This is a genomic window from Chamaesiphon sp. OTE_75_metabat_556 (assembly GCF_031378165.1).
Taxonomy (GTDB): Bacteria; Cyanobacteriota; Cyanobacteriia; order Cyanobacteriales; family Chamaesiphonaceae; genus Chamaesiphon.
The window spans coordinates 1-2,947 of the sequence record NZ_JANNDR010000568.1 but is presented as its reverse complement, the minus strand read 5'-3'; the positions used below and the strand labels follow the sequence as shown (position 1 = coordinate 2,947).

4 protein-coding genes are annotated in these 2,947 nt (G+C 49.9%); 1 reads left to right on the top strand and 3 read right to left on the bottom strand.

Annotated features, from left to right (window positions below; genetic code table 11):
* Positions 1 to 612, bottom strand: a 612-nt coding sequence (locus tag RMO27_RS22385; RefSeq protein WP_309736746.1) for a lipoyl synthase, incomplete at its 3' end; no start/stop codon positions are given.
* 296 nt (positions 613 to 908) lie between these two features.
* Between RMO27_RS22385 and RMO27_RS22380 the strand changes: the two genes are divergently transcribed.
* Positions 909 to 1,655, top strand: a complete 747-nt coding sequence (locus RMO27_RS22380) for a response regulator (protein WP_309736745.1) — start codon at positions 909 to 911, stop codon at positions 1,653 to 1,655.
* Positions 1,656 to 1,768: 113 nt separating this feature from the next.
* Here RMO27_RS22380 and recR read toward each other — a convergent pair whose 3' ends face one another.
* Entirely contained in the window at positions 1,769 to 2,413 is a 645-nt protein-coding gene (gene recR, locus RMO27_RS22375) for a recombination mediator RecR (RefSeq protein WP_309736747.1), read from the bottom strand.
* 18 nt (positions 2,414 to 2,431) lie between these two features.
* A partial coding sequence (locus tag RMO27_RS22370) for a hypothetical protein (RefSeq protein ID WP_309736744.1) occupies positions 2,432 to 2,947 on the bottom strand: 516 nt, incomplete at its 5' end.

Below are 2,947 nucleotides of genomic sequence, written 5' to 3'. Positions count from 1 at the left end.
CACATCTAGCGAGCGCTGGTATTTTGCCCCCCGCCGGACTCGATCTTGGAGTCTGGCTATTGTTTCGATATTATGGTTGTAACAAGCTGGTCTGACGCCCACTACAGTGGCGATCCGCTGCTGTTGGTGGCGATGAGCATCAATGCCACTCCAAAAATCGGGTGTGAGTACTTCCACCTGAGTATCGGGATTTACATCGCGAATTGCCTCGATCGTCGCGACAAACCAACCCGCACCACCGTCGGCGAGATCGTCGCGCGCGACGGCGGTTAAGACGACATATTTTAAACTTAGCAGTCCGACAGCTTCGGCGACTTTCTGGGGTTCGTGGGGATCTAAGGGCATCGGTGCGTGCCCTTTATCGACCTGACAAAAGCCACAACTGCGGGTACAAGTCGGCCCCATCAGCAAGAAACTGGCTGTTTTTTGACTGTAGCATTCACCGCGATTGGGGCAGCGACCTTCTTCGCAGATCGTGTGGATCTGTCGCTGCTTGATAATCTGCTGGACAGTGGAAAGTTCACTAGCCGTGCCGATCGATCGCCGCAACCAGGGCGGGAGAGCTTGGACTTCGGCGCGCCAACGGGCTAAATCTGCTGGAGATGAGGACATGTATTTGAGATCGTGGGTGAGCAAGGGTTACAGGAATTTGGCGGAGATGGTATCGATCGGCTACCCTTGAATTTACTAATTAAATTAGGCTAAATTGATGGGACGATCGGTGTTAACCTTGGATTTTAGCAATTTTAAATCCTGGGGGAGTCAAGCCGCGCGATCGCCAAATTGCAATTTTTTTTAGAAAGTTTTACCGATTTGCACTGAAACTGAGTTCAACCCTCTGAATTATAGGATAGGAGTAACGACGAGTAACAACACCTAAGTTCATAACAGACAACAAGGAGTCAAGTGTGGCAACTAGTAAAATCTTGGTAATTGATGATAGTCGCGTCATCAGAAAGACGGTTCGCGATATGCTTCCCGAAGGCGACTTTGAAGTGATTGAAGCAAAAGATGGGCTAGAAGGCATTAATTTTGTCGAAAAAGAGCACCCTTCTTTAATTATGTTAGATTTTATCCTCCCCAAAATGAGTGGGTGGGATGTCTTTCAACAAATTCAGGCACATCCAGACTTTCAGAAGATCCCGTTGGTATTGATGTCTGGCAAAAAAGAGGAAGTCACCAGCAAGATTTCCGAACCGTTTGAATTTTTTGAATTCATTGAGAAACCGTTCGATCGGGTGATTCTCAAAGATGCGATCCAGTCGGCAATGACTAAAGCTCGCAAAGCTCGTCCGCGCCTGACTTCAGAGCTACCACAACCAGTGGCCTTGGTCGCAGGTGAATATCCAGCTACTAATGACGAACTCGATCGCTTGCAAGCTCAGATCGATCGAGCGCAAGAGCAATTGGCCACCTTCCAATCGGCTACTAGTACGCAGATCCACGAGCTACAAGCCCAACTGGTGGCGACAGATCGGGCGCACGCTGCCGAGATTCAAGACTTGATGGCTAGATTTGAAGCTACTCGCCCAGATCGCGATCCAGAACAATATCAAGCCACAGTTCAAAAGGTCATTCACCTGGAAACTGAAGTCGATACCTTGAAAAAACAACTCGGTCAATTGATTGTGTTAATCAAGAAGAAATTAACTTAGGATTGTCGATCGTTAGTTAATTAACAGCCGAATCTGTCGATAACTGAGTTGGAAAATTGCGATCCATCCAACGATCTCCGCGTCGATGATGCGGGGGATGTTGTTACTCTAAGTTAACTTATTTCTCGCCTGCCTTCAAGAGCGCGGGCGAGGGTAATTTCGTCAGCATATTCTAGATCGCCACCCATTGGCAGTCCGAAGGCAATGCGGGTGACTTTGGTTAAGGGCGAAATCAATCTGCCCAGATATAAAGTTGTGGTTTCACCTTCGACGGTGGGACTGACGGCGACGATCGCTTCTTTGACATCCTGCTGCGAGATCCGGTGCAGTAGTGAGGAAATATTTAACTGTTCGGGGCCGATCCCATCCATTGGGGAAATGATCCCACCTAAGACATGATACTGACCGCTAAATTCGCGGGTTCTTTCTAAGGCAATTACATCGCGCGAGTCAGCGACAATACAGATCGTTTGGCGATCGCGTTGGGGATTCCGACAGATATCACAAATCGGCTCGGCCGAGAGGTGAAAACAGACTTGACACAAGCCAACTTGTTGTTTGGCTTCAATTAGAGCTGTGGCTAATTGCTCGACCTCTTGAGGCGAGCGTTTGAGAATATGTAAAGCTAGCCTCTGAGCAGATTTGGGACCTACTCCAGGCAATCGTTGCAACTGCTCGATAAGATTGGCGAGGGGGCGCGTATAAGCCGTAAGTTTAGCTCCTGAGAATCGAGATCGAGAATTGGGGTGGGCGGGAATGAATCCGACCGCAGCATGTTACTGCCGAAGAATATTATAGGCGATCTCTCGATCGCCCCCAACCAAATTTACGTAATTAATGTCAGCAGCGATGAAGATTGCGGCATTCCGCTGCGGTAAATTGTTGGTGCGCACGTGAATCCGCATACACTGGAAATTGTAGCTTCTTTCTGTCAGCGCGTGTTTAGTCAACCATCCGTCATCATTGATGTGCTCGCCAATGGGTGGGTGGCGATCGTCTTTATCTTCCTGTTTGGCTATCTGCCATCGATCGCTTTTCCCCAGCGATCGATTCCCTCGCTGGCGAGTCGGATAGTGGGAGCATTTGTCCGCACGATCGCCACGATTGCGATTGGCAGTATGTTGTGGACGACGTTGGGGCAGTTCGATCTGTCGGGGTTCACGGACGGCGCCAGGGCGGTCCAGGGCACGGTCGGACGGGAGGTCTACGACCCGCGGATGATGTTGACCCTGTTGGGCTACGCGCTCTAAGAAGGCGTGGAGCATGCGCGCAAGATTGCGCGGCGGGTTCAT